Source organism: Halovibrio sp. HP20-59, assembly GCF_033052795.2.
Taxonomy (GTDB): domain Bacteria; phylum Pseudomonadota; class Gammaproteobacteria; order Pseudomonadales; family Halomonadaceae; genus Vreelandella.
On sequence record NZ_JAWJUW020000155.1, the window covers coordinates 1 to 244 of the forward strand.

General features: G+C 80.7%; 1 protein-coding gene. It reads right to left on the reverse strand.

The window, feature by feature from the left end; genetic code table 11:
• The coding region (locus tag RZA33_RS19720) for a hypothetical protein (protein WP_317510021.1) at positions 1-244 on the reverse strand (244 nt) is incomplete at both ends.

Genomic DNA, 244 nt, shown 5'->3' on the forward strand with positions numbered 1-244 from the left:
GTCATGGCGGGCCTGCAGCACGCGGGCGCGCAGCAGCACCGCCGGGTCCGGCGCGTCGGCACGGGTCCACCAGGGCGCCAGCGCGGCCTGGGCGGCCCCGAGCTCGCGCGGGTCGCCGTGCACGCGCGCGCGTTCAAGCGCGCTGCGGGCGGTGGCCAGCGCCAACGGCAACTGGCCCGGATCGCGCGCAAGCGCCGCGCGGCGGGCGCGTTCGGCGGCGTCCACCCGGTAGGGCAGACGCTGC